26 protein-coding genes and 1 other RNA gene are annotated in these 21,295 nt (G+C 63.0%); 17 read left to right on the top strand and 10 right to left on the bottom strand.

The genetic code is table 11. The annotated features are described in order from the left end of the window. Nucleotides 1-33 precede the first annotated feature (33 nt). From WFR25_RS07905 to WFR25_RS07940, 8 genes are all read left to right on the top strand, one after another. Nucleotides 34-948, top strand: coding sequence for a DMT family transporter (locus WFR25_RS07905; protein WP_336969966.1), 915 nt, complete (start codon nucleotides 34-36; stop codon nucleotides 946-948). 41 nt (nucleotides 949-989) lie between these two features. Then, the gene (locus WFR25_RS07910; RefSeq protein ID WP_336969968.1) at nucleotides 990-1,688 is read left to right on the top strand and encodes an N-acetylmuramoyl-L-alanine amidase; all 699 of its coding nucleotides are present in this window, start codon (nucleotides 990-992) and stop codon (nucleotides 1,686-1,688) included. A 29-nt stretch (nucleotides 1,689-1,717) separates the two neighbouring features. Further along, an RNA gene (gene rnpB / locus WFR25_RS07915) (RNase P RNA component class A) lies at nucleotides 1,718-2,131 on the top strand. A gap of 54 nt (nucleotides 2,132-2,185) precedes the next feature. Next, entirely contained in the window at nucleotides 2,186-2,734 is a 549-nt protein-coding gene (locus tag WFR25_RS07920; RefSeq protein WP_336969970.1) for a J domain-containing protein, read from the top strand. 7 nt (nucleotides 2,735-2,741) lie between these two features. Next, entirely contained in the window at nucleotides 2,742-3,071 is a 330-nt protein-coding gene (locus WFR25_RS07925) for a (2Fe-2S) ferredoxin domain-containing protein (protein ID WP_336969972.1), read from the top strand. Between the two features lie 94 nt (nucleotides 3,072-3,165). Beyond that, a complete protein-coding gene (locus tag WFR25_RS07930) occupies nucleotides 3,166-3,429 on the top strand; it encodes a hypothetical protein (RefSeq protein WP_336969974.1) in 264 nt (87 codons plus the stop codon). A gap of 397 nt (nucleotides 3,430-3,826) precedes the next feature. Continuing rightward, nucleotides 3,827-4,159 (top strand): methyl-accepting chemotaxis protein, encoded by a 333-nt coding sequence (locus tag WFR25_RS07935; RefSeq protein WP_336969975.1) that lies wholly within the window; start codon nucleotides 3,827-3,829, stop codon nucleotides 4,157-4,159. A gap of 93 nt (nucleotides 4,160-4,252) precedes the next feature. Continuing rightward, nucleotides 4,253-4,522: a hypothetical protein gene (locus WFR25_RS07940; protein ID WP_336969977.1), complete on the top strand. Its 270-nt coding sequence runs from the start codon at nucleotides 4,253-4,255 to the stop codon at nucleotides 4,520-4,522. A gap of 6 nt (nucleotides 4,523-4,528) precedes the next feature. On the opposite strand, the gene WFR25_RS07945 is transcribed toward WFR25_RS07940, so the two are convergent. Both WFR25_RS07945 and WFR25_RS07950 read right to left on the bottom strand, forming a co-directional pair. Continuing rightward, the gene (locus WFR25_RS07945; protein ID WP_336969979.1) at nucleotides 4,529-4,951 is read right to left on the bottom strand and encodes a hemerythrin domain-containing protein; all 423 of its coding nucleotides are present in this window, start codon (nucleotides 4,949-4,951) and stop codon (nucleotides 4,529-4,531) included. A 156-nt stretch (nucleotides 4,952-5,107) separates the two neighbouring features. Beyond that, nucleotides 5,108-5,719 carry a superoxide dismutase gene (locus WFR25_RS07950; protein WP_336969980.1) on the bottom strand — a complete coding sequence of 204 codons (612 nt, stop codon included), beginning with the start codon at nucleotides 5,717-5,719 and terminating at the stop codon, nucleotides 5,108-5,110. A gap of 218 nt (nucleotides 5,720-5,937) precedes the next feature. Here WFR25_RS07950 and WFR25_RS07955 point away from each other — a divergent pair, with 218 nt between their 5' ends. The 3 genes from WFR25_RS07955 (at nucleotide 5,938) to WFR25_RS07965 (ending at nucleotide 8,745) form a co-directional block, all read left to right on the top strand. Next, a complete protein-coding gene (locus WFR25_RS07955) occupies nucleotides 5,938-6,495 on the top strand; it encodes a urate hydroxylase PuuD (protein ID WP_336969982.1) in 558 nt (185 codons plus the stop codon). 153 nt (nucleotides 6,496-6,648) lie between these two features. Further along, nucleotides 6,649-7,464 (top strand): TrmH family RNA methyltransferase, encoded by an 816-nt coding sequence (locus WFR25_RS07960; protein ID WP_336969983.1) that lies wholly within the window; start codon nucleotides 6,649-6,651, stop codon nucleotides 7,462-7,464. 3 nt (nucleotides 7,465-7,467) lie between these two features. Beyond that, complete coding sequence (locus tag WFR25_RS07965) at nucleotides 7,468-8,745, top strand: MFS transporter (RefSeq protein ID WP_336969984.1); 1,278 nt, start codon at nucleotides 7,468-7,470, stop codon at nucleotides 8,743-8,745. An 84-nt stretch (nucleotides 8,746-8,829) separates the two neighbouring features. Here the strand turns inward: WFR25_RS07965 and rplS are convergent, their stop codons facing one another. The 6 genes from rplS to WFR25_RS07995 form a co-directional block, all read right to left on the bottom strand. Further along, nucleotides 8,830-9,198, bottom strand: a complete 369-nt coding sequence (gene rplS / locus WFR25_RS07970; RefSeq protein WP_336969985.1) for a 50S ribosomal protein L19 — start codon at nucleotides 9,196-9,198, stop codon at nucleotides 8,830-8,832. Nucleotides 9,199-9,201: 3 nt separating this feature from the next. Continuing rightward, entirely contained in the window at nucleotides 9,202-9,939 is a 738-nt protein-coding gene (trmD, locus tag WFR25_RS07975; RefSeq protein ID WP_336969986.1) for a tRNA (guanosine(37)-N1)-methyltransferase TrmD, read from the bottom strand. 17 nt (nucleotides 9,940-9,956) lie between these two features. After that, complete coding sequence (rimM, locus tag WFR25_RS07980; RefSeq protein WP_336969987.1) at nucleotides 9,957-10,451, bottom strand: ribosome maturation factor RimM; 495 nt, start codon at nucleotides 10,449-10,451, stop codon at nucleotides 9,957-9,959. A 5-nt stretch (nucleotides 10,452-10,456) separates the two neighbouring features. Then, nucleotides 10,457-10,933, bottom strand: a complete 477-nt coding sequence (gene rpsP, locus WFR25_RS07985) for a 30S ribosomal protein S16 (protein WP_336969989.1) — start codon at nucleotides 10,931-10,933, stop codon at nucleotides 10,457-10,459. Nucleotides 10,934-10,978: 45 nt separating this feature from the next. After that, nucleotides 10,979-12,439 (bottom strand): signal recognition particle protein, encoded by a 1,461-nt coding sequence (ffh, locus tag WFR25_RS07990; RefSeq protein ID WP_336969990.1) that lies wholly within the window; start codon nucleotides 12,437-12,439, stop codon nucleotides 10,979-10,981. A 123-nt stretch (nucleotides 12,440-12,562) separates the two neighbouring features. Beyond that, complete coding sequence (locus WFR25_RS07995) at nucleotides 12,563-12,730, bottom strand: hypothetical protein (RefSeq protein WP_336969992.1); 168 nt, start codon at nucleotides 12,728-12,730, stop codon at nucleotides 12,563-12,565. A 16-nt stretch (nucleotides 12,731-12,746) separates the two neighbouring features. Between WFR25_RS07995 and WFR25_RS08000 the strand changes: the two genes are divergently transcribed. From WFR25_RS08000 to WFR25_RS08025, 6 genes are all read left to right on the top strand, one after another. Continuing rightward, on the top strand, nucleotides 12,747-14,147 hold the full coding sequence (locus tag WFR25_RS08000) for an amino acid permease (protein ID WP_336969993.1): 1,401 nt from the start codon (nucleotides 12,747-12,749) through the stop codon (nucleotides 14,145-14,147). A 46-nt stretch (nucleotides 14,148-14,193) separates the two neighbouring features. After that, entirely contained in the window at nucleotides 14,194-14,997 is an 804-nt protein-coding gene (dapF, locus tag WFR25_RS08005; RefSeq protein ID WP_336969995.1) for a diaminopimelate epimerase, read from the top strand. A gap of 2 nt (nucleotides 14,998-14,999) precedes the next feature. Then, nucleotides 15,000-16,262, top strand: coding sequence for a tRNA (N(6)-L-threonylcarbamoyladenosine(37)-C(2))-methylthiotransferase MtaB (gene mtaB, locus WFR25_RS08010; RefSeq protein ID WP_336969996.1), 1,263 nt, complete (start codon nucleotides 15,000-15,002; stop codon nucleotides 16,260-16,262). Then, nucleotides 16,255-17,187 (top strand): signal recognition particle-docking protein FtsY, encoded by a 933-nt coding sequence (gene ftsY, locus WFR25_RS08015; protein ID WP_336969997.1) that lies wholly within the window; start codon nucleotides 16,255-16,257, stop codon nucleotides 17,185-17,187. Before mtaB ends, ftsY begins: the two co-directional genes overlap by 8 nt. A gap of 24 nt (nucleotides 17,188-17,211) precedes the next feature. Then, entirely contained in the window at nucleotides 17,212-17,838 is a 627-nt protein-coding gene (gene ispZ, locus WFR25_RS08020; protein ID WP_336974775.1) for a septation protein IspZ, read from the top strand. A 91-nt stretch (nucleotides 17,839-17,929) separates the two neighbouring features. Beyond that, entirely contained in the window at nucleotides 17,930-18,796 is an 867-nt protein-coding gene (locus WFR25_RS08025) for an SDR family NAD(P)-dependent oxidoreductase (protein WP_336969998.1), read from the top strand. Between the two features lie 11 nt (nucleotides 18,797-18,807). Here the strand turns inward: WFR25_RS08025 and WFR25_RS08030 are convergent, their stop codons facing one another. After that, entirely contained in the window at nucleotides 18,808-20,403 is a 1,596-nt protein-coding gene (locus WFR25_RS08030; RefSeq protein WP_336974778.1) for a sensor histidine kinase, read from the bottom strand. After that, complete coding sequence (locus WFR25_RS08035; RefSeq protein ID WP_336969999.1) at nucleotides 20,400-21,104, bottom strand: response regulator transcription factor; 705 nt, start codon at nucleotides 21,102-21,104, stop codon at nucleotides 20,400-20,402. The genes WFR25_RS08030 and WFR25_RS08035 overlap by 4 nt, the downstream gene beginning before the upstream one ends. Between the last annotated feature and the right edge of the window lie 191 nt (nucleotides 21,105-21,295).

Below are 21,295 nucleotides of genomic sequence, written 5' to 3' on the forward strand. Positions count from 1 at the left end.
TCATCCCGGCCAACTGGGCTAGGGACCGTGACCATGAGCAGCGCGTCCTCTTCAGCAGGACAATCCGGTTTCGGCACCCGCGACTGGATCGTCCTGACCGCCATGACTATTGTCTGGGGTCTCAACATCATCTTCGTGAAGCTGTCGGTTGACGCGATCGCGCCGATGACCGCCGCCTTCCTGCGCCAGTCGATGATCGCGCTCGCCTGCCTGCCGTTCCTGCGGGTCGTGCCGGGACGGATGGCGGCGATCGTGACCCTCAGCCTTGTCGTCGGCGTACTTTTCTATCTGCCGATGAACTATGCGCTGGCGATGGCGAAAAATGTGAGCGCGCTTGCCATCGCCAGCCAATTGTCGGTGCCTTTCGCGGTCATCCTGTCGGTCCTGTTCCTGGGCGAGCGGATTGGGTTGCCACGCATCATGGGCATAGTGATGGCCTTTTCCGGTGTGCTGCTGTTGGGGGTCGATCCCGGCATCGTCCATGAACTGCCCGCAATCGGGCTAGCCTCCATCTCCGCCTTTGTCTGGGCGGCGGGGTCGCTGCTGACCCGGCGTCTGCCGGACGTGCCGGTGCCGGTGCTGTTCGCCTGGTTCGGGGTTGTCGGATCGGTGACGCTGGGAACGATCAGCATCATCGTCGAACCCGCCGCCATGGCGGGGGTCGGTCATCTGCCATGGCAGGCCTTTGGCGCGGTTGCCTTTTCCGCGCTTGGCTCCTCGCTGATCGGTCATGGCGGGCTTGCCTGGCTGGTTCAGCGGCATCCGATAGCGCTCGTCATGCCCTATACCTTGATTGCGCCGGTGCTCTCGGTCATTGTCGCGGCGCTGGCGTTCGGCACACCGGTAACCGGCCTGATGCTGTTGGGCGGCGTGATAGTGCTGGCAGGGGTGGCGATCATTACCTTGCGCAGCGCGCAGAAGGGCGTGATGATCGAGGATATGCAATGACCCGCCTTACAGGCCCGGCTTAAAGGGACGCCACTGGCTCGATGACTTATAGCCCGCTGATCGAAACGCCTTCGCCCAATTATGACGAACGCAGCCTGCCCATCACCATGCTGGTGCTGCACTATACCGGGATGCCTGACGCAGCGAGCGCGATCAATTGGCTGGCCAACCCCCAATCCAGGGTGTCGGCCCATTATGTCGTGACCGAGGACGGGCAGGTGATCCGCATGGTCGCGGAGGAGCAGCGCGCCTGGCATGCTGGCAATTCGCACTGGCGCGGTGTTACCGACATTAATTCGGCCAGCATCGGCATAGAGATCGTCAATCCCGGCCATGAATGGGGCTATCGGCCATTCCCCGACACGCAGATGGGCGCCCTGATCCCGCTGGTCCACGATATCGTCCAGCGTCACAGCATCACGCGCGGCAATATCGTCGGTCACAGCGACATCGCCCCCGCGCGCAAGCAGGATCCGGGCGAACTTTTCCCTTGGGGGCAACTCGCCCGTCTTCGCCTTGCCCTGCCGCGCCCGACCAAAAACCTGATGGACCCGCACTGGACAGATGGTGGCTTCATGCTGGCGCTGGAGCGCTTCGGCTATGACATCGCCGATCCACAGGCGGCGGTCGTCGCCTTCCAGCGCCGCTTTCGACCAGAGTTGATAGACGGCATGATCTGCGGCGAATGTCGGGCCATCCTGCTCGCTTTATTGCTGCCCAAACCGCGCGGGGATGACTAACCCATAAAATGCGTATAGGGCGTCGTTTGCCAGAGGGCCGGGCGACCGCGGCGGGAGCAATCCCGGCGAGGAAAGTCCGGGCTCCACGAAATGACGGTGCCGGCTAACTGCCGGCTGGAGTGATCCAAGGGACAGTGCAACAGAAAGCAGGTCGCCCAGTTCTTCGGGATTTAAGGCTTCGGCCAGGCGAAATTGAAAGGGTGCGGTAAGAGCGCACCGCGTCCCCGGCAACGGTGGACGGCACGGTAAACCCCACCGGGAGCAAGACCGAATAGGGGCGGCGCGCGACTTTAAGTCGCTAGGCCTGTTTCGGCTGAGATCGCCCGGGTTGGTTGCTTGAGGGACGGAGTAATCCGTCCCCTAGAGGAATGGTCGCCTATCCTCGCAGGCTTTTTTAAGGCTTGGGGGGTGGACAAAACCCGGCTTACAGGCCCTCTGGCGCTTAATTTTTCGGCCCGTCCTTCCTTTGCGGGGGACGGCCCGCTACATGGGTTTTGATGGCACGCAATAGCAGATCCAATGACTGGGGCTTTCCCCGCTGGCGCGCCTATGGCGCTGCACGGGAGGCGCAGCAGGTCAAGATGTGCGATCGGTTTGGCTGTGATCAGCCCGGCAATTGCCCCGCGCCGAAATCCCCCAACAGCCCGGAACGCTGGTATTTCTGCGCTGAACATGCCGGTGAATATAACCGGAACTGGGATTATTTTCAGGGGCTTGACGCGGAGGAACGGGCAAAGCGCGAGCAGGACGAGCAGCGGGACGCGGGTGCTTTTCAGAATAGCGGCTATTATGGCTGGGGTGGTCCGGGCGATGGCAGCCGTTCACGCGATGAACTCAATGCGCTCAAGGCCCTCGATCTCGAAGATGACGCGGTGTTCGACGATGTGAAGAAAAGCTGGCGGCGGCTGGCCAAGGAATATCATCCCGACGTGAAGCCCGGCGACGCGCAGGCGGCCATCCGCTTCCAGACCATCCAGGCTGCATATGAAGTCCTGCGCTCGGCCGAGGAAAGGCGCACCTGGAAGCCCGTGGGCACGAAGGATTGAGCTGCCGTTGAAGGATCATGTCCGCTCCAACTGGCACAATGCGATTCTGGTCTGCCGGAAATGCGAAAAGAAGCTGGACGGCGGTTTCGGGCCGGATGGCGACCAGCGTCTGGCGAAGGCGCTCAAAAAACATCTCTCGCTGAAAAAGGGGCGCAAGGCGGCGGCAGGGATCGTGGAGGTCAGTTGCCTTGGCATCTGTCCCAAGGGCGCGGTCACGGTCGTCAATGGCAGCGCCAGCCGCGACTGGCTGCTTGTGCGCCCCGGCGCCGACCTGGATGCGCTGGCACGGGAGCTGGGTATTGGTGGGCCTGGAAAAGCGCTGGAGCAGGAAGCCTGACCTGCGATGATCATTAAATAGGATTTAACTATTCGATCCTATTCGGATGTGAATGTCCGTGGCGTCTTTTTCCAGTCGGTTTGCTTTTCTTTCCATGCAGATAATGTTGGTGCTGGGTGGCCTCGCATTGCTGGCCCTGTGGCCGCCAGCCAGTGGACGGATGTTGCTGGTTCCCCTGACGGCAACAGCACAGCAGTCGCTTGTGGTCGCAGCGGTGGAAGGGGGCGCACGGCTGATCGCACGAGGGCCTGTACGGCGCAGTATGATCGTCAGCGGCCAACGTGGCCAGTTGATGGCGTCGCTCGCCCGCCATGGCATCGTCGCAATGGTCGCTCCTTCTGGAGGATGCGGCAGTTGACTGGAGGAGCAGACCTGATGGCGCAGATGAGCCTGGAGCGGCTGAGACTGAGCGGCTTGCGCCTGATGCTGTTGTGCAGCTGGCTATGGACGGGCGCATTGTGGATATTGGGCCTGACGCTGGGCAACACTATGATGGCGCCGGTCCTGCTATTGTCGGTCGTCGTCAATCTGCTGCCCAGCATCATGGTTCTGCGTGGTCGCGTCGATGGGCAGACGCGGTTGATGATGGGTACGTTGGCGGCTCTTCAGCCAGCGCTCGGCGTCTATTTGCTGAATGGTCATCCCTGCGGTCGCCGACATCGTGCAGGCGGTCGGCTCCGCTACGGGCGAGCTGGAGGAAGGCGCGCGGCAATTGAATGGCCTTGCCCGTCGCGCCAGCGAGGAAAGTCATCAGAGTGTCCGCTGCGGCCGTGTCGTCTCAAAGCGCCGATCAGTTGGCCGAACGCATCGAAATCCTGTCACGCTCGATCACCGCCATCGCCGCGACCGCATATCAGCAGGCCGAACTCGGCCATGGCGCGCAGAAGATGTCGGGCGTGGGACGTCAGGCCGTTACCGATCTTGCCGACAGAACCGCTTCGATCGCTGGCTTTGCCGATTCGATTCAACAGATCGCAGCCCGGACAAACCTGCTCGCGCTCAACGCCAGTATAGAAGCCGCGCGTGCGGGGGATGTCGGGCTGGGCTTTGCGGTGGTTGCTGGTGAGGTCAAGCAACTGGCGGGGTAGGCGAGCAGTGCGACGGGCGAAATCCATTCGCTGGCCTGGTCGGCACAGCAGGGCGCTACCCTCGTCAACGATACGCTTTCCCGCATATCGGCCATGATCGAGGAACTGGCAGAGGCGGCCAGCGCCATCCAATCCGCTGTGGAGGATCAGCGTGAGGCCGCCGTTACGATCGAGGAAACGGCGCGCAGCGCCGCGTCTGGCGCGACCCTGATCGCCGACAAGATGGTGAGCGTGGCGGGAGTCGCCCGCGATACGGAGCGCTTGTCCGAACGCGTGTCTGGCGCGGCCATCGATTTGTCGCAAACGGCGCGCACCCTGCAACGGGCCGCTGTCTTGTTCGTCGATCAGTTGGAAGCGACTTAGGCGGATTTATCCGGCCTTGCGTCGGGATTCGCTTCGAGCGGCCAAAGGATAAAGCTCGCTGTTCTCTCGTTCAATCCGCTGCGCCAATGTTCTGAGGAGGGTCTGTGTTTCGGCGCAGAAAGCGGGCCATTCGGCGGTCACCCTGTCATCCGTCCAGTTGCGCATATACGTGCCAAAAGCGTCGGACAATCCGCCCATTTCAGCCTGAAAAGCTGTCGCGGTCGCGCGCGCCTCAGCGTTGGGCAAGCGTTGCATCGCCGGGTAGAAAAGTCGATCCTCCATCGCCAGATGGGTCATCAACAGGCGCGCCAACTCCCATCTTAGCGCGGCGATCGGCTGGTGCTGGCCAGGATTGGCGACGGCCGCCACAAGCGCCCCGGCGGCCCGGCCAATTTCGTCATGCTGCCACTTCAGTTCTGAAACGTCCATTGTGCCACCCGCTTGTCGGTCCCCACCTGTAAGCCTGGAGACGACTGTGGAAGGCGCGGGTTAACGAACAGTTGTTACGGAACGTTCCGGAGTGTTTCGCAAAAAAAAGCCGCCCGCCTTCCGATGAAGGAAGCACGGGCGGGCGGCTGTCTGAGATCAGCCTGGTTGATCGGCGCGGCTGACGCCTTCGCCATCCAGGTTCTTGGCGACGAAATCCCAGTCGATCGCTTCCTTCAGCAGCTTTTCTGCATAGGCCGGGCGCAGGTTGCGATAGTCGATATAATAAGCATGCTCCCACACATCCAGGATCAGCAGCGGGGTTGCGCCATGGGCGACCGGCGTGTCGGCGTCATGGTAGGACGTCACGTCCAGCTTGCCGTCCTTCAGGTTCAATGCAGCCCAACCGCTGGCGAAATGGCCCACGGCCTCTGCCTTCAGCTTTTCGATCAGGCCGTCGACCGATCCAAAGCCTTCGTTGATGAGGTCGAGCAGCTTGCCGCTCGGCGCTTTCTTTTCAGGCGACAGGCCCAGCCAATAAAAGCTGTGATTCCAGATCTGGCCAACCTGGTTGAACAATCCGCCCTTGGACGTCTTGATCAGTTCGACCAGCGACTTGCCCTGAAGCGAGGCATCGGCTGCGACCAGCTCATTTGCCTTTACGACATAGGCATTATGATGCTTGCCATGATGATAGTCGAAAGTCTCAGCCGACAGGATGTCGCCAAAAGCGTCCTTGGCATAGGGAAGATCGGGCAGAACAAAGGTCATTGGGGAACTCCTCGGGTTCTTTTGAAGGATAGCCACATAACGATGACGCGGCCGTAAAGGTCCGGTGCCCCTAGCAGGGATAGTGCAACGCGGAAAACATGATATTTTCTTTCAAAGCTGAGGAAATATCCATGTGACAGGAGCGAAACGATGACCTAGGCTTTGCGGTCGGTACCGACGTGCAAAATGCGCCGGGCCTAACAGCAGGGGTAGGATCAATGGCTAAATTCTTCGGCAATTTGCATCTTGTGCTTGTGGCAGGGCTGGTCCTGGCCCTGGTGGTTATGTTCGGCGCCCATGCCGGGCTGGTCGACGCCAACAGCATTTTTCGCTGGCTGCACCTGTTCTTCGGCATCACCTGGATCGGCCTGCTCTATTATTTCAACTTCGTGCAGATCCCGACCATGCCCAAGGTTCCCGCTGAACTGAAACCGGGCATTTCCAAGCATATCGCCCCGTCCGCGCTGTTCTTTTTCCGCTGGGCTGCGCTGCTGACCGTCATCACCGGCCTGATCGTCGCCTGGTTGGCGGGCTATATGCATGAAGCCTTGATGCTTAAGGCGCCCTATGTGCTGATCGGCATTGGCATGTGGCTGGCGCTGATCATGGCGGCCAATGTCTGGTTCGTGATCTGGCCCAATCAGAAGAAGGCGCTGGGTATTGTCCCCGCCGAAGATGCGGCCAAGGCGAAGGCGGCGACCACCGCGATGATCGCCAGCCGCACCAACGTGCTCCTGTCGCTGGCGATGCTCTACTGCATGGTCAATTTCAGCTAGAGCGTATTGAAGTTGGCTGGAACAGCCGACGGCTCGCAATATGCGGCAGTCAAAAAGACAATTAGAGCGGTGAACGATATTCACCGCTCTAACCCTTCTCATCCCCGCACCGGCCCGCTAGAGCGCCCGTTCAGGGTCGGCAGGGGATTATAAGTGGCACGCGAAATCACCGGATTTTCCAACCCGCTGGTCAAGCGGGTGCGGGGCTTGCGCGAAAAGAAGCACCGCAAGGCCGAAGGCCTGTTTCTAGCCGAAGGGCTGCGCATTCTGACGGAAGCGCGCGAAGAAGGCGTGCTGCCCGAAATGCTGTTCCATGCCGGGTCGGATCATCCGCTGGCCCGCGACCTGATCGCGGCGATGGAAGCGGCCGGGGGAGAAGCGGCGGGCTATGACGTCATCGAAACCTCCGCCGACATCCTGTCGAAAATCTCTGGTAAGGATAATTCGCAGGCGGTCGTTGGCGTTTATCGCGATCGGCTGGTGCCGCTGGAGGAGATCGACCGCAGCCGGGCCGACATCTGGATCGTCGCCCAGTCGCTGCGTGATCCGGGCAATCTGGGCACCATATTGCGGACCGGCGACGCGGTGGGGGCTGGGGGGCTGATCCTGGTCGACGATTGCGTCGATCCCTTCTCGGTCGAATCGGTACGCGCCAGCATGGGCGCGCTCTTCACCCAGTCGATCACCCAAACGCGCTGGGAGGATTTCATCCCCTGGCTACGCGCCGGGGAAGGGCAGTTGATCGGCACCAGCCTGAAGGCTACCGCCGACTATCAGGAACCGCGCTACGTCAGCCCATCCTTTCTGCTGGTCGGCAATGAGGCGCAGGGCCTACCCGCCGATTATGAGGATCAATGCGACCTGCTGGTCAAAATGCCGATGCTGGGCAAGGCTGACAGCCTGAATGCTGCGGTCGCGACAGCGGTCATGGCCTATGAGCTGCTGAACCAGAAAAGAATGAGGGGTTAGGGGATGGCTGATGGTATCGGCGCGATGTGGCAGCACAAGCGGGTACTGGCCGCCAGTCTGATCGGCACGGCGGTCGAATTTTACGATTTCTACATCTACGCCACCGCCGCCAGTCTGGTTTTCGGCCCGCTCTTCTTCCCCGCCAGTTCGCCCTCGGCCCAATTGCTCGCCGCCTATGGCAGTCTGGCGCTGGCCTTTTTCGCGCGTCCTCTGGGTGCAGCCGTTTTCGGCCATTATGGCGACCGTATCGGGCGCAAGGCGACGCTGGTCACATCGCTGATGCTGATGGGAGGCTCGACCCTCGCCATCGCCTTCCTGCCGACATATCAGTCGATCGGCTGGTGGGCGCCCTTCATCCTGTGCATCCTGCGCTTTGGTCAGGGTTTTGGCCTTGGCGGCGAATGGGGCGGTGCGGCGCTGCTGGCGGTGGAGAATGCCCCGCCCGGATGGCGCGCGCGCTTCGGCATGTTCCCGCAATTGGGCGCGCCGGTGGGGTTCATCGCCGCAAACGGAATGTTCCTGATTCTGGGCGCGACGTTGAGCGATGCGGAGTTTTTCGCCTGGGGCTGGCGCATCCCTTTCCTCGCCAGCGCCATATTGGTGATATTGGGCCTGTGGATACGGCTCAAGCTGACCGAAACCCCGGAGTTCGCCGCCGCGCAGGCTGAAGCGCCGCCACCCGCCGTGCCGCTGGCGACATTGTTCACCGGCCATCTCGGCCCGGCCATCGCGGGTACCTTTGCCGTGGTCGCCTGTTTCGCGGTCTTCTATATCGCCACCGCCTTTGCGCTGGGCTATGGCACTACGACGCTCGCTATCGACCGGGAAGTCTTTCTGGGCATTCAACTGGCCGCGATCCTCTTCATGGCGGTTGGCATCGTTCTGGCGGGCTGGTGGGCGGACAAGACCACGCCGACGCGCGTTCTCGTCGTCGGTTGCCTTGGCACTATCCCGATGGGTATCGTCTTCGGCGCGGCGATGGGCACTGGCGCGCTGTTGCCGATCTTCCTGATCCTCGCACTGGCGCTGTTCCTGATGGGCTTCGTCTATGGCCCGCTGGGCGCCTATCTGCCCGCGCTGTTCCCGATCCAGTTGCGCTACACTGGTGCGTCCTTTTCGTTCAATCTGGGCGGGATCATCGGCGGGGCGCTGGCGCCGATCGTCGCGACATGGCTGATCGCGGTTCGCGGGATCGAACTGGTCGGCCTCTATATGTCGATCGCCGCAGCCCTCAGCATCATCGGCCTGTGGTTCACCAACCGCACGCCGGTCAGGCATTAGGCTTATACTGACCGCAAAAGAAAAGGCGCCGGAACCCTGTTCCGACGCCTTTTCTTTTTAACCGCTATCAAGGTCTGATGAAAATCAGCCCTCGGTGCGAACGTCGCGACGCTCGGCGATACGGGCGCGCTTGCCGGTGCGGCCGCGCAGATAGTAAAGCTTCGCACGACGCACCACGCCACGACGGACGACGGTGATCGAATCGATGTTGGGCGAATAGAGCGGGAACACGCGTTCCACGCCCTCGCCGAACGAAATCTTGCGAACGGTGAAGTTGCTGCCCATGCCCTTGTTGGAGCGGGCGATGCACACGCCTTCATAGTTCTGGACGCGGCTGCGTTCACCTTCGATGACCTTCACGCCGACGCGCAGGGTGTCACCGGGGCGGAATTCAGGAATATCCTTGGCGAGCGCGGCGATGTTCTCGGCCTCGATCTGCTGGAGGAGGTTCATAACTTAGTCCTTCGTTTCGCGTTGCGCACCAGAGGGCGACTGGTCCCGAACGCCGATGTGACGTTCCCAAAGGTCCGGCCGCCTTAGCCGTGTATCATCCTCCGCCCTTTGTTTCCGCCAGGCGGCGATTTTCGCATGATCCCCCGATCGCAACACTTGCGGGATCGTGCGCCCCTCCCATTCTACTGGTCGGGTATAATGCGGATATTCGAGCAGCCCCGTTTCAAAGGACTCTTCGACCCCGCTGGAAGCCGCGCCCATTACCCCAGGAAGCAGCCGGATGCAAGCATCCAGCAGCATCAGCGCGCCCATCTCTCCGCCGGACAGGATGATGTCACCCATCGAGATTTGCTCGACCGGCCGCCCATCGAAAATCCGTTCGTCAAATCCCTCGAACCGGCCGCACAGGATTGTGGCGCCGGGGCCTTGGGCCAGTGCCCGAACACGGCGCTGCGTGATCGGCGCGCCGCGTGGGGTCATGGCGATCACCGGCAGGTCGGGACGCTTTTCCAGCGCATGGTCGATTGCTACCGCCAGCACGTCCGCGCGCAGCACCATGCCCGCGCCGCCGCCCGCTGGCGTGTCATCGACGGTGCGGTGCTTGTCGGTCGCAAAGTCGCGGATATGGATGGGGTCGCAGGTCCACTTCCCTTCTGCCATCGCGCGCCCGGCGAGCGATACGCCCAGCGGTCCGGGAAACATCTCTGGATAGAGGGTCAGTATCTGCGCGGCAAAAGCCATGTCAGTCGACGCCCATGTCAGTCGACGAACGCGCTATCGATCACTGCCTGGTCTTCGCCGATCTGTGCGGCATGGATAGGCACCATGAAGCGCTTGCCCGGCTTGCCCTCGATGCTTGGTCGCTGGATTTCCAAGATGTCGCCTGCGCCGAAATTCTCGACTGCGGCGACATGACCCAGCGCCTCGCCCGCATCGCTGACGCAGGGCAGGTCCATCAGGTCGATATGATAAAATTCGCCCTCGGCCAGCGGGGGCAGGGCGGATCGCGGGACGGTCAGCGCGGTGCCGCGCAACCCTTCCGCATCGGTGCGGCCGCCAATCTCGGCAAAGCGGGCGACCGCGCCGCTGGGGCCGGGGCGAATGGTTTTCAGCGTCAGCCGCCGATTTCCCGCATCGAACCCCTTATAGGCCTTCAAACTGTCCGGCCCCTGGCCGAACAGTTTCAGGCGAACTTCGCCCGTCACGCCATGGGCGCCGACGATCGCGGCGAGCGTGACGGGCTTGTCGGTCAAGTCGCTCAGCCCTCGGCCTGCTCTTCAGCAGGCGCTTCGGCAGCGGGCTCAGCGGCAGGAGCCTCCTCAGCGGGGGCTTCCTCGACCACAGGCTCAGCCGGTGCGTTGGCGGCTTCTTCAGCGGCCTTCTGGGCTTCCTCGGCTTCGGCCAGCTTGGTCGCACGCTCTTCGGCGCGCTCCGTGGCCTTCTCGCCCGGCTTCGCCTTGTTGGGGTTGTTGCGTGCCGCGCGCTCCTTGACACCCAGCACGTCCAGGAAGCGGGCGACACGGTCGGTCGGCTGCGCGCCGACGCTCACCCAATGCTTCGCACGCTCGACGTCCAGAACGATGCGCTTCTCGTCATCCTTGGCGAGCAGCGGGTTGTAGCTGCCGATACGCTCGATGAACGCGCCGTCGCGGGGCGAGCGGCTGTCGGCGACAACGATCTTGTAATAGGGACGCTTCTTGGAGCCGCCGCGCGACAGACGAATAGCAGTTGCCATGAGTATTTACCTTTCTATGCAATCTTAATCAGTTGAAATCGTAACTTATTTCTTCATGAACTTGTCGAAGCCGGGGGGCAGTTTGGGCATGTCGCCACCGGGCAGGCCGGGCATTCCGCCACCAGCGCCGCCCAGCATTCCGCCAAGGCCGCCTGCGCCACCGCCCATACCGCCGAACATCTTGGCGAGGCCCTTCAATCCGCCCATCTTGCGGATCTTCTTCATCGCCGTTTCCATTTCCTGGTGCATCTTGAGCAGGCGATTAACCTCCTGCACGCTCGTCCCGGAACCCTTGGCAATGCGGATCTTACGCTTGGCGTTGATGAGGACAGGCTTTTCCCGCTCCTTGAGCGTCATGGAACCGATCATCGCGTCCAGATGGATCAATGTCTTGTCGTTGGCGCCGCTATTGGCCATCGCCGCCTGCGCTTTCTTGAGGCCCGGCAACATGCCCGCCAGCGCGCCGAGGCCGCCCATGCGGCGCATCTGCGCCAGTTGGGCACGCAGGTCGTTCATGTCGAACTGACCCTTGGCCATCTTCCTAGCCAGCTTGTCGGCTTCCTCGGCGTCGATCGACTCCGCGGCCTTTTCGACCAGCGACACGACGTCGCCCATACCCAATATGCGTTGCGCGACGCGCTGGGGATGGAAGACCTCGAGTGCGTCCAGCTTTTCGCCGGTGCCCGCAAATTTGATCGGACGGCCTGTGACCGCGCGCATCGACAGCGCCGCACCGCCGCGCGCGTCGCCGTCCATGCGGGTCAGCACCACGCCGGTCAGCGGCACCTGGGCGGTAAAGCTCTGCGCGACGTTCACCGCGTCCTGACCGGTTAGCGAATCGACCACAAGCAGGATTTCCGCCGGGTTCGACACGTCGGCAACCGCCTTCATCTCGTCCATCAGCGCCTGATCGACATGCAGGCGGCCTGCGGTGTCGAGCAGGACGACGTCAAAGCCCTGGAGCTTGGCCGACTGGAGCGCGCGGCGGGCGATCTCGACCGGCTGTTGCCCGGCGATGATCGGCAGGGTCGCGACGTCGGTCTGCGTGCCCAGTACCGCCAGCTGCTCTTGCGCGGCGGGGCGCTGAACGTCGAGCGACGCCATCAATACCTTCTTGCGGTCCTTTTCCTTCAACCGCTTGGCGAGCTTCGCCGTTGTCGTGGTCTTGCCCGACCCCTGAAGGCCGACCATCATGATGACGGCGGGCGGAGTGACGTCGATCAGCAGGTCGGAAGTCTCCGAACCCAGCACGGCGGTCAGCGCATCGCTGACAATCTTGACGACCTGCTGGCCCGGCGTGACCGAACGCAGGACATTCTGGCCGACCGCCTGTTCGGTCACATCGTCGACGAACTGGCGCACGACCGAAAGGGCGACGTCGGCTTCCAGCAGCGCGATTCGCACTTCGCGCATCGCGGCGCGGACATCGTCCTCCGTCAGCGCGCCGCGCCCACGAAGCTTGTCGAATACCCCACCCAGACGATCGCTCAGCGAATCGAACATCATCACCTCAAAACCGGGCGAAACCGCCCGTAAAAAGCCTTGCACCCCAAAACGACAAAATCGCCGGCGGGCGAAACCTCGCCGGCCAGCGTCCATCCGATGCGCCGAGTGCGCGTCCTGGAGTCGTCAGAGGTCCGACGTGCCGAAGCTGCCGGATGCGAGGGCGCCCTTAAAGCAAAGTTGCGTACCGCGCAAGTTCTGCAAGATGTCGTCGGGGATGAAGCCGACATCGTTCAGCTCTTTGCTTGGCTGGTAATTTCCGGCAAGGTGCGCGCACGATAATAACAGGATCATCAGGGGATAAGCCGAGATGTCGTGGACACGCCGCAAGTCGATCGAGGCCATGGGTCATCAGGGCGATGGACCGCAACTGGCCAAAACCCTCTCCTGGCCGCATCTGCTGGCGTTAGGGGTGGGCGCGATTGTCGGCACGGGCATATTGACGCTGATCGGCGTCGGGGCCGATCGGGCCGGGCCTGCGGTGCTCCTTTCCTTCGCCATAGCGGGTGCGATCTGCGCCTGCGCCGCGCTCGCCTATGCCGAAATGGCGACGATGATGCCCGCTGCGGGCAGCGCCTACACCTATAGCTATGTGGTTATCGGTGAGGGCATTGCCTGGATCGTCGGTTGGAGCCTGATCCTTGAATATTCGCTGGTCGTTTCGACCGTGGCGGTCGGCTGGTCGGGCTATGCCGCGCCGCTGCTCGCGAGTGTGGGCGTGCCGGACCTCATCATGAAGGGGCCGGAACTGGGTGGCCTCATCAACCTGCCGGCCATCTTCATCATCGCCGTCATCGCGGGGCTGCTGATGCGCGGCACGCAGGAAAGCGCGCGACTGAATAGTGTGCTGGTGCTGATCAAGATCGCGACACTGGCGCTGTTCGTCTTCTTCGCGCTGCGCGTTTTCAACGCCGATAATTTGACGCCCTTCATGCCCTATGGCTTTGCCACCCATGTCAGCCCGGACGGGGTGCCGCGCGGGGTAATGGCGGCGGCGGCGATCATTTTCTTTGCTTTCTATGGCTTCGATGCCATCTCCACCGCCGCTGAAGAGGCCAAGAATCCTGAGCGCGACCTTGCCATCGGCATCATCGGATCGCTGCTGGTCTGTACGCTCATCTATATCCTCGTCGCCGTCGCGGCGGTGGGCGCGATGTCCTTCACCCGCTTTGCCGACAGCCCGGAGCCGCTGGCGTTGATCCTGCGGGAAATGGGGGAGGGGACGGTCGCGCGGATCGTCGCCATCGCCGCCGTTGTTGCGCTACCGACCGTGCTGTTGGGCTTCCTCTATGGGCAAAGCCGTATTTTCCTGGTCATGGCCCGCGATGGCTTCCTGCCGCAAAGTCTGGCCCGTATCTCTGCGCGCGGTACGCCTGCGCGGATCACCCTCGTCACCGCGATCCTCGTCTCGATCATCGCCGGTGTCCTGCCGATCGACGAGATTGCGGCGCTCGCCAATGCGGGCACGCTGATCGCCTTCACCGCTGTTGGCGCCTGTCTGCTCATCATGCGCCGCCGCGCGCCGGACATGAAGCGGCCCTTCCGCGCGCCGCTCGGCTGGGTGGTCGGCATCGGCGCGATGGCGGGCTGTGCCTATCTGTTTGTCAGCCTGCCAATGAAGACGATCATCGCTTGCGGCGTATGGAACCTGATCGGCCTTGCGGTCTATTTTCTTTATGGTCGGCAAAGGGCGGTCGTGGGCAAGACGTAGCGGCTCACACTGGTCTTTTGTCTGCGCACCGCTTACATGGCGTGCCATGACAGGCCGCTTTTCCAAGATGCACGGGTTAGGTAACGATTTCGTCGTCATCGACGAACGCGCGGCTCCCGTGTCCATGACGCCTGCGCGCGCGCAGGTGATTGCCGATCGCCATGCCGGGATTGGCTGCGACCAGCTCATCCTGATCGGCGCGTCGGAGAAAGCGGACGTATCGATGCGGATATTCAACGCCGATGGCTCCGAAGTGGAGGCGTGCGGCAACGCCACCCGCTGCGTTCCGTTGTTCGTGGGCCGCGATGTGCTGATCGAGACGCGGGCGGGTCTGCTGGACGCAAAGGCTGTGGACGGTGGCGCCAGCGTCGACATGGGCGCGCCCAACCTCGACTGGGATCGCATCCCGCTCGCCTATGCGATGGACACGCTGACCATGCCGGTCGGCTGGGAGGATCTCCCCGCGCCCGCCGCCGTCAATGTCGGCAACCCGCATGTGATCTTCTTTTGCGACAACCTCAATGCAGTCGATATCGCGCGCCTTGGCCCGCTGATCGAGCATGACCCGCTTTTCCCCCAACGCGTGAACGTCAATTTCGCGCAGGTGATGGGGGAGCGCCATCTGCGCCTGATCGTCTGGGAGCGTGGCGCTGGCCTGACCCGCGCTTGCGGCACCGGCGCCTGCGCCACCGCCGTCGCGGCGATCCGCCGGGGCCTGATGCAAGGCCCGGTGACGGTCAGTCTGCCCGGTGGCGACCTCATCATCGACTGGACGCCCGGCGGGTCGATCCAGATGACCGGCCCCGCTACCCATGTCTTCGACGGCGAGGCTGACTGGGACCGGTTCTGACCATGAGCGGGCCAGAGATCATCACGCTCGGCTGCCGCCTCAACATCGCGGAGAGTGAAGCGATCCGTGAGATGGCGGGCGGGCAGGACGACCTGATCGTCGTCAATAGCTGCGCCGTCACCAGCGAAGCCGTGCGTCAGGCCCGGCAGGCCATCCGTCGCGCCCATCGCGCCCGTCCCGACGCCCGCATCCTCGTGACCGGCTGCGCCGTCCAGACCGATCCCGCCATGTTCGCGGCCATGCCCGAAGTCACACAGGTGCTGGGCAACCGCGAAAAGATGGAGGCGGCCTCCTATGGCGGGGTAGGGGAGGCCAAGGTTCGCGTTGCCGACATCATGGCCGTGCGCGACACCGCCCCGCACATGGCCAGCGCCTTCGCCGACCATGCCCGCGCCTTTCTGGAGGTGCAAAATGGCTGCGATCATCGCTGCACTTTCTGCATCATCCCCTATGGCCGGGGGAACAGCCGTTCGGTCCCGGCGGGCGCGGTGATCGACAAGGCGAAGGAGTTGGTGGACGCGGGTTATGGCGAGATCGTGCTGACCGGCGTCGATGTCACCAGCTACGGTCCTGACCTACCCGGCAGCCCGTCGCTCGGCCTGCTGGTAGAGCGTATCCTGACCGCCGTGCCCGATCTTCCCCGCCTGCGTCTTTCCTCGATCGACAGCGTGGAGATTGACGACCGCCTGTTCGACCTGATCGCTCATCATCCGCGCGTGATGCCGCACCTGCACCTGTCACTTCAGGCGGGCGACGATATGATCCTCAAGCGGATGAAACGCCGCCATAGCCGCGCCGATGCGGTCCGCATTGTTGAGCGGGTCAGGGCCGCCCGTCCCGACATCAGCATCGGCGCGGACATCATCGCGGGCTTCCCGACCGAGGATGAGGCGATGTTCGCGAGCAGCCTGGCGCTGGTGCAGGACTGTGCGATCGTGCACGGCCACATCTTCCCCTATTCGCCGCGCCCCGGCACGCCCGCCGCGCGGATGCCGCAGGTGGATCGTGCCGTCATCAAGGACCGCGCCGCCCGTCTGCGCGCGGCCTGCGCCGACCAGCGATCCCTCTGGCTGCAAGCTTTGGTCGGCACCCACCAGCAGGTTCTGGTCGAGCGCGACGGCCTTACCGGCCACGCCGAAAATTTCGCGCCCGTCCGCTTCCGCGACGCTCAGGCGCCTTGCCGGATCGCCGCCGCCACCATCGTTGCGCTTGAGAATGGCGTGCTGATCGCGCAAGAGGCGGCCAAAGGACTTGCACATGACTGAACCTACCTGGCGCGACCGCCTGTTCGGCGGCCTTCGGCGCACATCCGACAAGCTTGGCGAAAATCTCACGGGCCTTTTCTCGAAGGCGGCGCTGGATGACCAGACGCTGGATGAGATTGAGGAGGCGCTGATCCTCACCGACCTTGGCCCCGCCATGGCGAGCCGGGTGCGAGCGCGCCTCGCCGAAGGGCGCTTCAACAAGGAACTGACCGAAGACTATCTGCGCGAGATTATCGCGGAAGAGATTGAGAAGGTGCTGGCCCCGGTCGCGCGCCCGCTGGAGATTGAGGCTTTTCCTCGACCGCAGGTGATATTGGTCATCGGCGTCAACGGATCGGGCAAGACCACCACCATCGCCAAGCTCGCTAACCTGTTTCTTGAGCAGGATTATGGCGTGATGCTGGCGGCGGGCGACACGTTTCGCGCAGCGGCCATTGGTCAGTTGAAAATCTGGGCCGATCGCCTTGGCATCCCGATCGTCGCTGGCAAGGAAGGCGGCGACGCGGCGGGGATTGTGTTCGACGCCGTGAAGCAGGCGACGCAGACCGGCATTGACGTGCTGATCGTCGACACCGCCGGGCGCCTTCAGAACAAGACCGAGCTGATGGACGAACTGGCGAAGATCCGCCGTGTCCTTGGCCGATTGAACCCGGCGGCCCCGCATGACGTTGTGCTGGTTCTGGATGCCACCACGGGACAGAATGCGTTGAACCAGATCGAAGTCTTCAAGGAAGTGGCGCAGGTCACGGGTCTGGTCATGACCAAGCTGGACGGCACCGCACGCGGCGGTATGCTGGTCGCGGCGGCGGACAAATATCGCCTGCCCATTCACGCGATCGGCGTGGGGGAAAAGATCGAGGATCTACGCCCCTTCGACGCGCGCGACATGGCCCGCGCCATCGCCGGAACCGCTTATGCTCGCTAAACGCCGCCTTGCTGGAATAAAATGATGACAGAAGCCACACCCAAAGCCGCGCCCACTCATGGCGGCACCCTAAGCCTCGCGCTCGACTTCGGCCCGCTGCTCGCTTTCTTCCTCGCCTACAAGTTCGCGGGCGTCATCATGGGCACCGCTATCTTCATGGCGGCAATCGTCGTTGCGGTGATCCTGTCGAAAGTGAAGCTGGGCAAGGTGTCGCCCATGCTCTGGCTTTCGGCCTTGCTGGTGCTGTTTTTCGGTAGCCTGACCATCTATTTTCATGACCAGAAATTCATCCAGATCAAGCCGACGATCATCTACGCCTTCTTCGCGCTGATGCTGCTGGGGGGGCTGATGCGGGGCAAGCCGTTGCTCAAATATCTGCTTCAGGCCGCCTATGACGGCCTGTCGGAAGAGGGTTGGCGCAAGCTGTCGCGCAACTGGGCCTTCTTCTTCATATTCATGGCGGTCGCCAACGAAGCGATGCGTGCCAGCCTGACCTTCGACACCTGGCTGGCGGTCAAAGTCTGGGGCGTCACCATCGTCTCGGTCGTCTTCGCCGCAGCCAACATTCCCATGCTGATGCGTCACGGCCTGACCCTTGGCGACAAGCTTGAAAGCGACGAGATCGGCGAAACGACGCCTCCACAGGGATAAGCAAGCCAAACATCGCCGGAGCGACACGCATGCCCCTTCTCCGCCGCGCCCGCGCTTCCTAAGCTTCCTGCCACAACGGAACGGGAGCAGGATGATGGCAGAAGCACAGGCCCGCGTCGCGGTCGTGACGGGCGCAAGTTCGGGGATCGGCAAGGCGCTCGCGAAAGCACTTGCTGGTCAGGGCTGGCGCATCATCGGCACCGGACGGGATGCCGCCCGCACGGCGGTGGCGGAGCGCGAAATCAACGCTGCCTCTTCGGGCGCGCCTGTCACCATGCTCCGTGCAGATCTTTCGCTGCTGGCGGACGCAGGGCAACTCGCGCGCGACATCGCGGCGCACACCGACCGTATCGACCTGCTGGTGAATAATGCTGGTGGGATGACCAACCGGCTGGTGATGACATCCGAAGGGCTGGAGGCAAACTTTGCCGTCAATCATCTTGGTCCCTTCGTCCTGACCCGCGACCTGCTGCCGCTCCTTCGTGTTGCGGCGGCTGAAGTGCCTGCGGGTTCCGTCCGCATCCTCAATACTGCGTCCGACGCCAGTGAGATGATCCCCGGTATCAATCTGGATGACATGCAGAATCTGGAGCGCTTTAGTCCCGGCCTCTCTTATTGCACCGGCAAACTCGCCAATGTCCTTTTCGCTCGAGCGCTGGCGACCCGGCTGGCGGGAGAGGACATCGTGGCTCATGCCGTGCATCCAGGTGCAGTCGATTCCAACTTCTTCTCCTACGCCCCCGCCGACACGCAAGAGCGTTCGCGCGGCATGGAGAAGGCGACCGAAGAGGAAGGCGCCGACACGCTGCTTTGGCTCTCCACCGCACCGGAGGGTGGACAGGGCAGCGGCGGCTACTGGTACAGGCGCCAGCCCCGCACACCCAATCCGATCGTGAATGATCCGGCACTGGTCGCGCGCTTCTGGGAAGAGAGCGAAAAGTTGGTCGCTGGGCGGTAGCGAACAACCGCCTATTCCGAAACGATGCCCGGATCTTTCTCCAACGCCATTGGCAGGCGCACGATGAAGCAGGCGCCGCTCAGATCGTCTTCGCGGTCGCCAATGCTGATTTTGCCCTGATGCCCCTCGACGATCGAGCGGGCGATGGCGAGGCCCAGGCCGGAATGTTTGCCGAACGTCTCGCCCTCCGGCCGGACGCTGTGGAAGCGGCGGAAGATATGTTCACGCTCCGCTTCCGGCACACCCGGTCCTTCATCCTCGACGCTGACGAGCACTTCATTTTCCGCAACGGTCGCGATGATTTTCACCAGTGCGCCGTCGGGTGAGAAGGAAACGGCGTTGTCGATCAGGTTTTCAAGCACGCGGACCAGTCGCTGCTCCTCGCCCAACACCACGGCGACATTGCGGCGCGGGCGGGCAAAGGCCAGCCGCACGCCGCGCGGTACGCCCCGCGCCTCGCGCGCTACGACCAGTTGCTCGATCAGCAGCCCCAGATCGATTGGTACGAAGCGCGTGTGGGAAAGCTGGGCATCGATCCGACTCGCTTCGGCAATGTCCGTCACCAATCGGTCGAGCCGCCGTACATCGTCCCGTGCGATCGCCATCAATTGCTCATGCAGGTCCGGCCGCTCGGCCTTGTCGATTCGGTCGAGCGTCTCCAGCGCCGATCGCAGCGAGGCGATGGGATTCTTCAATTCATGGCTGACATCGGCCGCGAAGGCGTCGGTGGCGTCGATCCGTTGGCGCAGGCCCTGGCTCATGTCCGACAAGGCGCGTGCCAGCATCCCGATCTCGTCGCGACGGTCGGGCAGGCGGGGCACGGACACCTGGCGCGCGCGACCCAGCCGCACGCGCACTGCGGCCCGCGCCAGCTGCTGGAGCGGGCGCACGATGGTTCGCGCCAGGAACAGCGACAACAGCACCGACGCCAGCGCCGCCACCGCCAGCACAAGACCCAGCCGCAGCCGCTCCGCTCGCACCGTGCGAGTGATGTCACGCGCATTTTCGGTCGCCAGCAGGCTCCCGCCGCCCGGCATTGCCACCGCGGCGGTGATCATGAACGTCCGATCCGGGGCGTAGCGATTGAACGATTGGGGTCGTCCGGTTTTCAGCGCCGCGACCACCTCTGGCCAGGCCTCCGCGCGGTCGATCGTCGGCTCCTCGAAATCGGGTGGCCGGTCGGCCGACACCACGCGGTCCATCATTTTGTCGAGGAAGCGGGCGACATGCCGCTGCCATGACTCCTCGGAGGGCAAGCGCAGGCGATATTGCGGCGCGTCCATGCGGAAACTGTCGCTGACCAGTTGCCCGCTGACATCATAGCGGCGCACCCGGTCGCTGGTCTGGCGCGAATAGGCGGCGATCAGCGCGTCCTGCCGCGTCGGTGGCGCCGCCTGAAGGCCCAGCGCCAGCAGCTTCAGTTCGCGGGCCGACTGTTCCAACCGTGCGTCGACGATCCGTGTGCGATAGCTGTCGAGGTAGAAGAACCCGCCGGCCAACAGGGCCAGGGCGAAGACATTGACCGCCATGATCCGTGGCGTCAGGCTGACGCGCCCGGACCATCGCGATGCGATGTCGACCTCTTTAGTCCTCAGAAAAACGCCTATTCCTCCGAAAAGCGATAGCCAGCGCCATAAAGCGTGTCGATCGCGTTGAAGTCATGGTCAATCTCGCGGAACTTGCGCCGCAGTCGCTTGATGTGGCTGTCGATGGTCCGGTCATCGACATAGACATCGTCCTGATAGGCGGCGTCCATCAACTGGTTGCGGTTCTTGACGACGCCGGGGCGGACGGCCAGCGTTTCCAGGATCAGGAATTCGGTGACGGTCAGGGTCACGTCCTCTCCCTTCCACTTCACGCGATGGCGCGCAGGGTCCATCTCCAGTCGGCCGCGGATGATGGGTTCGGCGGCCGGCTCGTCCGGCGTGGCGGGGGTGCGGCTGGCGTCGGCCCGGCGCAGGATGGCGCGGATGCGGGCGATCAGCAGTCGTTGCGAAAAGGGTTTGGAGATATAATCGTCTGCGCCCATCGCCAGGCCCAGCGCTTCATCCAGTTCGTCGGTCTTGGACGTCAGGAAGATGACCGGCATCTGGCTGCGCTCACGCAGTCTCCGCAGCAGTTCGATCCCGTCCATCTGCGGCATCTTGACATCGAAGACGGCCAGGTCTGCGGGATTATCCAGCAGGGCTTTCAGCGCCGTTTCCGGGTCCGTATAGATGCGCGTGATGAAGCCCTCCGCCTGAAGGGCGATGGATACCGAGGTCAGGATATTCTTGTCGTCATCCACCAGGGCGATGGTTGCGGTCATGCACTCTTTCCATGTCGGCGCGGCCTGGCGGGCCAGGTGGGTTCGACCGCTATACCATGGCGCGCCCTGCCGCAAGGAAGTCGGCCCGGTCACTCATGTGGTGCAATGACGGATGAGAAGAGGAAATGAAGGGGTAGGGCGGGCCGCCGCCATTTGACGGCGGTAGCGCTTATGCCTATGCGATTTGGCAT

Origin of the sequence: Sphingobium aromaticiconvertens, from assembly GCF_037154075.1 — a bacterium.
Taxonomy (GTDB): Bacteria; Pseudomonadota; Alphaproteobacteria; order Sphingomonadales; family Sphingomonadaceae; genus Sphingobium; species Sphingobium aromaticiconvertens.

Coding starts and splice junctions, on each gene's coding strand:
- WFR25_RS07955 (WP_336969982.1), top strand. CDS start 5,938: ATGGCTAAATTCTTCGGCAATTTGCATCTTGTGCTTGTGGCAGGGCTG.
- mtaB (WP_336969996.1), top strand. CDS start 15,000: ATGAGCGGGCCAGAGATCATCACGCTCGGCTGCCGCCTCAACATCGCG.
- rplS (WP_336969985.1), bottom strand. CDS start 9,198: ATGAACCTCCTCCAGCAGATCGAGGCCGAGAACATCGCCGCGCTCGCC.
- dapF (WP_336969995.1), top strand. CDS start 14,194: ATGACAGGCCGCTTTTCCAAGATGCACGGGTTAGGTAACGATTTCGTC.
- WFR25_RS07945 (WP_336969979.1), bottom strand. CDS start 4,951: ATGGACGTTTCAGAACTGAAGTGGCAGCATGACGAAATTGGCCGGGCC.
- ffh (WP_336969990.1), bottom strand. CDS start 12,439: ATGATGTTCGATTCGCTGAGCGATCGTCTGGGTGGGGTATTCGACAAG.
- WFR25_RS07930 (WP_336969974.1), top strand. CDS start 3,166: ATGCAGATAATGTTGGTGCTGGGTGGCCTCGCATTGCTGGCCCTGTGG.
- ftsY (WP_336969997.1), top strand. CDS start 16,255: ATGACTGAACCTACCTGGCGCGACCGCCTGTTCGGCGGCCTTCGGCGC.
- WFR25_RS08025 (WP_336969998.1), top strand. CDS start 17,930: ATGATGGCAGAAGCACAGGCCCGCGTCGCGGTCGTGACGGGCGCAAGT.
- WFR25_RS07905 (WP_336969966.1), top strand. CDS start 34: ATGAGCAGCGCGTCCTCTTCAGCAGGACAATCCGGTTTCGGCACCCGC.
- ispZ (WP_336974775.1), top strand. CDS start 17,212: ATGACAGAAGCCACACCCAAAGCCGCGCCCACTCATGGCGGCACCCTA.
- WFR25_RS08000 (WP_336969993.1), top strand. CDS start 12,747: ATGTCGTGGACACGCCGCAAGTCGATCGAGGCCATGGGTCATCAGGGC.
- WFR25_RS07965 (WP_336969984.1), top strand. CDS start 7,468: ATGGCTGATGGTATCGGCGCGATGTGGCAGCACAAGCGGGTACTGGCC.
- WFR25_RS07920 (WP_336969970.1), top strand. CDS start 2,186: ATGGCACGCAATAGCAGATCCAATGACTGGGGCTTTCCCCGCTGGCGC.
- rpsP (WP_336969989.1), bottom strand. CDS start 10,933: ATGGCAACTGCTATTCGTCTGTCGCGCGGCGGCTCCAAGAAGCGTCCC.
- trmD (WP_336969986.1), bottom strand. CDS start 9,939: ATGGCTTTTGCCGCGCAGATACTGACCCTCTATCCAGAGATGTTTCCC.
- WFR25_RS07940 (WP_336969977.1), top strand. CDS start 4,253: ATGATCGAGGAACTGGCAGAGGCGGCCAGCGCCATCCAATCCGCTGTG.
- WFR25_RS07910 (WP_336969968.1), top strand. CDS start 990: ATGACTTATAGCCCGCTGATCGAAACGCCTTCGCCCAATTATGACGAA.
- WFR25_RS07995 (WP_336969992.1), bottom strand. CDS start 12,730: ATGATCCTGTTATTATCGTGCGCGCACCTTGCCGGAAATTACCAGCCA.
- WFR25_RS07950 (WP_336969980.1), bottom strand. CDS start 5,719: ATGACCTTTGTTCTGCCCGATCTTCCCTATGCCAAGGACGCTTTTGGC.
- WFR25_RS08035 (WP_336969999.1), bottom strand. CDS start 21,104: ATGACCGCAACCATCGCCCTGGTGGATGACGACAAGAATATCCTGACC.